We start from the raw sequence: 7,193 nt of genomic DNA, 5'->3' as shown, positions 1-7,193 counted from the left end.
AGGGCGGGGCGGAGGAGCGCCGGCCGTCCGCCGGTGCGGGCGGTGTCGCCCCGGGCCGGGGAACCGCTCGCTGCACGGGCGCACCGCTCCCGGACGCCCGTGCCGTCGCGCTCGCGGTGGACGTCGGCGGCGGGGAGGCCGGTGCCGGCTTCCGCGCGGGGGCGGAGGCATCGGTCGCGGGCGGCCTCTCCCCCGCGCCGGACGGGCTCGCGTCCGTCTCGTGGAAGCCGGTCGCTCCGTCGCGGCGGGGCGACCGCCGTGCGGGCGCGGGGGCGGGGGCTCGGGTGGGCGCGTCGTCGGGCGAGCCCGTACGGGGCGCCGTCGCACCGGGCGGTGTGCCCTGCCGCGACGTCGTAGGCCGCGCGGTGGACGCGGCCCCGGAGGCGGACGACCCTCGCGTGCCCGACCCGACGTGCGTGCCGGACGTGCCGAGCACTCCCGGGACGCCGGGGGCGCGGGGCACGTCGGCGCGGGGCGCCGGGCCCGCGGGTCGGCGCCCCGGCTCTCGCTGCACCGGTGCGCCAAGCCCCGTACGCCTGGGGGCCGGAGCCGTGCCCTGCGTGGAGGAGGGACGGGGAGGGGCGTCCCGTACCGGTCGGTCCCGCAGGGAAGCGGACGGGGCCGCAACCACGGAGCCGGCGGAGGACGACGAAGGGGCAGGGGGTGTTGTAGGGGGCGGAGCGTCTCCGGAGGCGGCTGCCCCGTGGGGGTGGTCAGCGGCGGCCCGCTGTACCGGGGGCACGGAGCGCGTGTCGGCGGCGGACGTGCCGATGCCGCCCCGGTGGACAACGGCCGAGGGGGACGTGAGGCCGGTCGCCGTCGCCGTCGCCGTCGCCGTCGCCGTCGGCGTCGGCGCCGGCGTCGGCACAGGAAGGGTGGTCCGGCGCATCGCGGGCAGGGCTCGGCGGTCGGCCACGGGCGTGGCCGGCGCCTTGGTCAGGGGCTGCCGGGTCAGGGGCGGAGCCGGCGGCACGGGCGCCACCCGGACGCCACGCTTCGTCGACGTCGACGTCGACGTCGACGCCGACGCCGTCCGCCCCGGGGCCGGTGCCTGCTCCCGCGCCGCCGCAGGAGCCTGGACGGGCGCCCGGGTGCCCGTCCGCACCGGGACGGGCCGGTCGCCGCGCGTGCGCGGTACCGCAGGCGACGGGGCCACGGGCGCCGCCGGCACCGACCTGGCGGTCAGGGCTCCGGCTCCCGCGCGGACCGACGGGGTCCCGGTCCCCGCGGGGGACGGCGTCCGTACGGGGACCGCCCGGAGCGGCGCCACCGGCATCCGCTGCACGGCGGGTGCGCCCGCCGGACGGCCCGACGGCAGTGCCGGGGCCGGCCGTTCGAGTCCCGGGACCGGGCGGGCGGACTCGGCCGGCGCACCCGAGAGCAGGCTGCCGCCCGCCGCAGGGTCCAGGACCGCGGGAGAGGACCCCCGGGTGAACGACGGGTTCTGCCAGGTCGGCAGCCGCCCGCCGAACGCGGCGTCGGCGACGCCCGTCGGTCCGTCGGCCGCCGCCCGCCGCATCGGAGGCAGACCGGCCCAGGCGGCGACGGCGACCGGGGCCGCGGAGGCCGGGGAGGGCGCGGAGGCCGCGGGAGCCGTACTCCCGGCGGTCCCGGTGGTCTGCGTGCCGCCGGCGCCCCGAGCCGGGGAGCCGCCGGCCGCCGCCCCCTTGTCGTCGTTCCGCCGCCCCCGCAGCCGGTCGAGGAATGCCACCCGCTCAGCCCTCCGTCGCGCCGCGCGTCACGAGGGACGCGATCTGCTCGGTGTACCGGCGCCGGTCCTGGTGTTCCAGGTCGAGGATCGCGTCCGGGCCCCAGTGGAAGTGGTAGGCGACGTACGCGATCTCCTCGTGCAGCCGGTCGGTCGCGTACGTCACGATTCCCCCAGGCGGCTCCCGCCGAGTTCCACCTCGAAGGGCTCCGAGCAGTGAGGGCACTGCACGGCCGCTCGGGTGTGGCCCTCCGCGTTGATCTGGCGGTAGAAGTCCTGGAGGAACGCCAGGTCGGAGGCGAACATGTTCTCCACGATCCCGTCGTGCACCATCGGGAGGGTGCCCAGCCGGGTGATGACCCGGCCCAGCAGCACCACCGAGAGGTACGCCGGGTTCTCCTGCACGCGCACGTCCCGCAGCGGGACGAGCTCGTCGCGCGCCGTGGACAGCCGCATGACACCGTCACGGTGGACGGTGCCCGCGTCGTCGACGTACCCGCGCGGCAGCTCGAAGGGGAACTCGGTGCGCAGCGACTGCCGTGGCGCCGGGTCGGCCGGAGGGCCGGCGGGGGCGTGGTCCGGCGCCGCTGCGGGAGCGGAGTGGGAGTGACCCGCCTCCGCCGCCGCGGTCCGGGGCGCGGTCCCGACCGAACGCCGCATTATTCGATGACCAGTTCTTCGAAGACGATGGTGACGGTCTCGGTCAGCGCCGCCGCCTCACCGGCCTTCACCGTGCTCGCCTCGATCTTGCTGCACCAGGCGTTGCGCAGGTTGTAGCGCTTCACCGGGTTGTCCTGGTAATCCATCATGATGATGGAGGCGTTCTTGCGGGCCGTGCTCATCTGGCCGCGGATCGAGTCGTTGATCCACTGCGTGAACGACGTCGACTGGGTCATGCCGCGCACGACCGTGCACTGGCCGTTCTTCTGCACGCCCGGCAGCAGCGCCACCTCGGGCCGGCCCTGCGCGCTGTTCTGCTGGTAGGTGATGACGTCCTGTTCGAGGGTGAGGCCGCTGACCTCGGCGAGGTACTCGACCATCACTCCGTCGATCTGGAGGCCGAAGTTGTGCGAGGTGAGGGCGTCACCCGGCTGGAGACTCATGTGTTCGCTGTCCTTCTGAAGAGGGGGAGCACGGGGAGGTGACGGGCGCGGAGGCGGGCTCCGCGGCGCCCGGTTACTCCTCCAGCTCCCCGTTGCCGCTGGAGAACTGCGCCAGCCGGAAGATCACGAATTCGGCGGGCTTGACCGGCGCGATGCCGATCTCGCAGATGACCCGGCCGAGGTCGACCGACTCCGCCGGGTTCGTCTCCTCGTCGCACTTGACGTAGTACGCCTGCTCCGGGCTCTGCCCGAACAGGGCCCCGCCGCGCCACTCGTTGACCAGGAACGCGGAGACGTTGCGGCGGATGCGCGCCCAGAGGTTGTGGTCGTTCGGCTCGAACACCACCCACTGGGTGCCGATCAGGATCGACTCCTCCAGGTAGTTGAAGTACCGGCGGATGTTCAGGTACCGCCATGCCGGGTCGGAGGAGAGGGTGCGGGCGCCCCAGATGCGGATGCCGCGGCCGGGGAAGGCCCGGATGCAGTTCACGCCGATCGGGTTGAGCAGGTCCTGCTCGCCGCGGGTGATCTGCAGTTCGAGGTCCACGGCCCCGCGGACGACCTCGTTGGCGGGAGCCTTGTGCACACCGCGCTCGGAGTCGTTGCGGGCCCAGATGCCGGCGACGTGGCCGCTCGGCGGGACCAGGCGCGACTGCCCGGTCGCCGGGTCGAAGGACTTGATCCAGGGGTAGTAGAGGGCCGCGTACTTGGAGTCGTAGTTGGCCGTCTCCTGGCGCCAGACCCGGATGTCACGGGCGTTCATGCCCGGCGGCGGATCGATGATCGCGACCCGGTCGCCCATCAGCTCGCAGTGCGCGATCAGACCGAGCTGGACCGCCTTGACGGCCTCCAGGTCGATCGCGCCGCGCTGGTAGGCGGCCATCAGATCGGGCACGGCCACCATGGAGATCTCGTCGACGGCCTCCAGGCCGCCGAAGCCCGTGCGGTCGGCGGAGTCGCCGAGGTACTGCGCCGGGCCGGGGTGGGAGCCCGCGGCAGGGCCGGCCGGTGCGGCCGGCTCCACGGGCGCGGGCGGCGGCGCGGGCAGCGTCACGGTCTGGTTCTCCGGACGGGCCGGCGGCGCGGACGGCGCGGCCTCGGTCACGGCGATGAGCTTGGAACGCTCCTTGACCTGCGTGACGACGTAGGCACGGCTGCCCTTCTTCGCGGTCACGTCGAAGGACTCGACGGGCTTGTCGCCGTCCTTGACGACCAGCTTGAAGCGCTCGGCGGGTCCCTCGCCCTCGGCGTCGGACACCTCGACGGACAGCGGGCCGCCGACGCCCTCGGCGAGGGCGGCCACGGCGAAGGTCCCGAGCCGGCGGGGCTCGGCGGCGGGCAGCGCGGCCGGTGCGCTGCTGCCGCTGACCGCGGCGGACCCGGAGGCCTCCCCCCGGCCGGCGGCGTCCCCGGCGGAGCCGCCGACGCGCACGACGTACGCCGCCGAGCCGCCGTTGTTGAAGAACCCGTAGACGGAGTGCGCGAGGTAGTAGCCGTCGGTGAAGTCGCCGAAGGCCGCGACGTACTGGGTCCAGTTGGTCACCAGCGTCGGCTCGTTCAGCGGGCCGGTCGGCGCCAGACCGACGAAGGCGGCCACCGACGTGCCGACCCCCTCGATCGGGCGGGAACCGCTCGCCACCTCCTCGACGTAGACGCCGGGCGACAGATAGGACGGCATGCTCTGCTCTCCTCGGATACGAGACAGGACACCCCACCTTGACGCGCGCGCGGCGCCCGTCGAAACGTCCCCCGGTACCCGGACGGGGGCACTCTCTTTGCCCCCTCCGCTGCCTGGAGGGGCAGATCCCGGGCACCCGGCGGGGACCGCCCCGGCTGCCCCGAGGTCTGCCCGCGCGGGCCCGTGGGGAACGAGGACTCCTGCGCCCGGTTCGTCAGGGTCGCCAACGGCGAGCGCGCGCCCCGGTTCTGAAGCGTGCGGGCCGTACGGCCCGCGCTCCCGGGCAACCGGCGGGATTCCGGGGCAACGCACCCTGCCCCTGGGTCTCCTGTCCGCGGGCCCGGGCGGAACTAGCGTGCCGGGGTGAGCCTTTGGACTTCCCTGGAACCCTCCTCCGTCACCGTCGACCCCGGGAGCAGCACGCGGGTGCGTCTGCGCGTGCGCAACACCGGTGACGTGGTGGACGAATACCGCTTCGAGCCCGTCGGCGACGTGGCGCCCTGGACGACGGTGGAGCCGACGACCCTGCGGTTGTACCCGGGCACCACGGGGACGGTCGAGCTGACGTTCGCACCACCCCGGACTCCCGACGCCACGGCCGGGCCCAACCCGTACGCGGTGCGTATCACGCCGACCGAGCACCCCGAGGCCGTGACGGTTCCGGAGGGGAACCTGACGATCACCCCGTTCGTCGAGGTGCGCGCGGAACTCGTGCCGCCGACCGTCAAGGGCCGGCTGCGCGGACGCCCGAGACTGGCGGTGGACAACCTCGGCAACACCAAGGTGACGGCGTCGGTCACGGGCGGCGACAACGGCGACCACCTCGCGTACGAACTCCGCCCCGGGAACGTCCAGATCGACCCCGGCCGGGCCGCGTTCGTCGACGCGACCCTGCGCCCCCGGCAGATCATCTGGTTCGGCTCCAAGGAAGAACGGCCCTACACCCTCGCGGTGCGCCGCTCCGGCACCGAGCCGCTGGAAGTCGAGGGAACCTACGTCCAGCGCGGCTTCCTCCCGCGCCCGCTGGCCACCTTCTTCGGGCTCCTCCTGGCCCTGGGCATCGCCTTCGTGATGATCTGGATCTCCTACAGGCCGCAGGTCCGCACCGCGGCCACCGAGGTCCCCGAGCAGGCCGGCGCCATTCTGCCCACCACTGCGCCCCTCTCCCCTCCACCCCCGCCGCCGTCGCCCGGCGCCGAACCCGAACCACAGAAGAGCGAGAAGCCCGAGGACGACGGCGGTGGCGGGGGAGGGCAGTCCCCGGAGCCCGCGGGACCGCCGCCCGTCGTGCCCGCCGAGAAGGTCCTGCTGCGCAACGCCGCCACCCGCATGTGCGCCGATCTGCCGGGCAACGACAAGGGCCAGATCAACATGGCCGTACAGCAGGCCGGCTGCGTCGGCACCGAAGGGGACAACCAGCTCTGGAACCTTGAGGTGAAGTACCCGAAGCTCGGCCCCGGCGGCACGCCGCTCTTCCAGATCCGCAACGTCAAGGACCAGTTCTGCATGGACCTCGGCGAGTACGGCGGCCGGCCCGTGGGCACCGGCATCGGCGAGTTCCACTGCGACGGCACCACCGCCGACAACCAGCTGTGGTGGATCGACAAGCAGGACAGCGGCGATTACTGGATCCGCAACTACGCCAGCAACAGCAGGTGCCTGAACGTGAACGGCGGGGCGAGCGTCGGGGACCGGCTGAACATCTCCGACTGCAGCAACACCGGCAACCAGGAGTGGAAGATCGTCCATCCCAAGAACGACTGAGGCGCGCGGCGGCCCCGGATCACCAGCCGCCCTCGCCCGGCACGAGCCGCCCCGCCTTGCGGTACTCCCGCCGAGCTCCCTCCAGCAGATCGTCCGCGGTCACCTCGCCGCCGCGCCCGGCGGCGAGATAGGCGGCCGTGACCACCGCGCCGCGGATGGAACCGCCGGCCAGCTCGAAGTCCCGGGCCAGCGGGGCCGCGTCGATGCCGTCGGCGGACGGTACGTGCGCCAGCCCGTGCCGCCACAGCGCGAGGCGCTGCCCGGCGTCCGGGAACGGGAAGTCGACCACCAGGTCCAGCCGCCGGGTGAACGCCGCGTCGATGTTCGCGCGGAGGTTGGTGGTGAGCAGCGCGATGCCGTCGAACGACTCCAGACGCTGGAGCAGGTAGGAACTCTCCATGTTGGCGTAGCGGTCGTGGGCGTCCTTGACCTCGGAGCGCTTGCCGAAGACGGCATCGGCCTCGTCGAAGAGCAGCACCGCGTCGGTGCGGTCCGCCTCCGTGAAGATCCGCTCCAGGTTCTTCTCGGTCTCGCCGACGTACTTGTCCACGACCGACGACAGCTGGACCACGTACAGGTCGAGACCGAGGTCGGCCGCGACGACCTCCGCCGACAGCGTCTTTCCGGTACCGGACTCCCCGGCGAACAGACCGAGGACGCCCCGGCCGCGCCCGCCGCCGGCGCTGAGCCGCCAGTCGCCGAGCACACGGTCGCGGTGGCGGGCCCGCAGCGCCAGTTCGCGCAGCTGCCCGAGGGGCCCTTCGGGCAGGACCAGGTCCCCCCAGCCCACAGCCGGCCGGATGCGCCGGGTATGACTCTCCAGCCCCGAGGCCGACTGCCGGCGCGCCGCGCGCCGCACGTGGGCGGCGGTGACCGGACCGCCGTCGAAGGCGGCCAGCGCCCGCGCGGCCCGCGCGGCCCGCCGTACGCGGTCCGCGCC

The 7,193-nt window shown here is 74.1% G+C and carries 6 protein-coding genes; 1 reads left to right on the top strand and 5 read right to left on the bottom strand.

Going from position 1 to position 7,193, the window contains the following annotated elements; genetic code table 11:
• Positions 1-1,715 precede the first annotated feature (1,715 nt).
• The 4 genes from ACEPPI_RS39140 to ACEPPI_RS39125 all read right to left on the bottom strand — a co-directional run bounded on the left by ACEPPI_RS39140 (position 1,716) and on the right by ACEPPI_RS39125 (position 4,489).
• Positions 1,716-1,874, bottom strand: coding sequence for a DUF6760 family protein (locus ACEPPI_RS39140; protein ID WP_373920021.1), 159 nt, complete (start codon positions 1,872-1,874; stop codon positions 1,716-1,718).
• Entirely contained in the window at positions 1,871-2,368 is a 498-nt protein-coding gene (locus ACEPPI_RS39135; protein WP_373920020.1) for a hypothetical protein, read from the bottom strand. The genes ACEPPI_RS39140 and ACEPPI_RS39135 overlap by 4 nt, the downstream gene beginning before the upstream one ends.
• Positions 2,368-2,811 (bottom strand): phage tail protein, encoded by a 444-nt coding sequence (locus ACEPPI_RS39130; RefSeq protein ID WP_373920019.1) that lies wholly within the window; start codon positions 2,809-2,811, stop codon positions 2,368-2,370. The genes ACEPPI_RS39135 and ACEPPI_RS39130 overlap by 1 nt, the downstream gene beginning before the upstream one ends.
• Before the next feature lie 73 nt (positions 2,812-2,884).
• Positions 2,885-4,489, bottom strand: a complete 1,605-nt coding sequence (locus ACEPPI_RS39125; RefSeq protein WP_373920018.1) for a phage tail sheath family protein — start codon at positions 4,487-4,489, stop codon at positions 2,885-2,887.
• A 363-nt stretch (positions 4,490-4,852) separates the two neighbouring features.
• Here ACEPPI_RS39125 and ACEPPI_RS39120 point away from each other — a divergent pair, with 363 nt between their 5' ends.
• Positions 4,853-6,253 carry an RICIN domain-containing protein gene (locus ACEPPI_RS39120; RefSeq protein ID WP_373920017.1) on the top strand — a complete coding sequence of 467 codons (1,401 nt, stop codon included), beginning with the start codon at positions 4,853-4,855 and terminating at the stop codon, positions 6,251-6,253.
• 19 nt (positions 6,254-6,272) lie between these two features.
• Here the strand turns inward: ACEPPI_RS39120 and ACEPPI_RS39115 are convergent.
• On the bottom strand, positions 6,273-7,193 hold a 921-nt coding region (locus ACEPPI_RS39115; RefSeq protein ID WP_373920016.1), incomplete at its 5' end, for an ATP-binding protein.

It is taken from the genome of Streptomyces sp. AB3(2024), assembly GCF_041862025.1.
GTDB lineage: Bacteria > Actinomycetota > Actinomycetes > Streptomycetales > Streptomycetaceae > Streptomyces.
The sequence above is the reverse complement of the archived record's forward strand: the minus strand, read 5'-3'. Positions and strand labels throughout refer to the sequence as shown.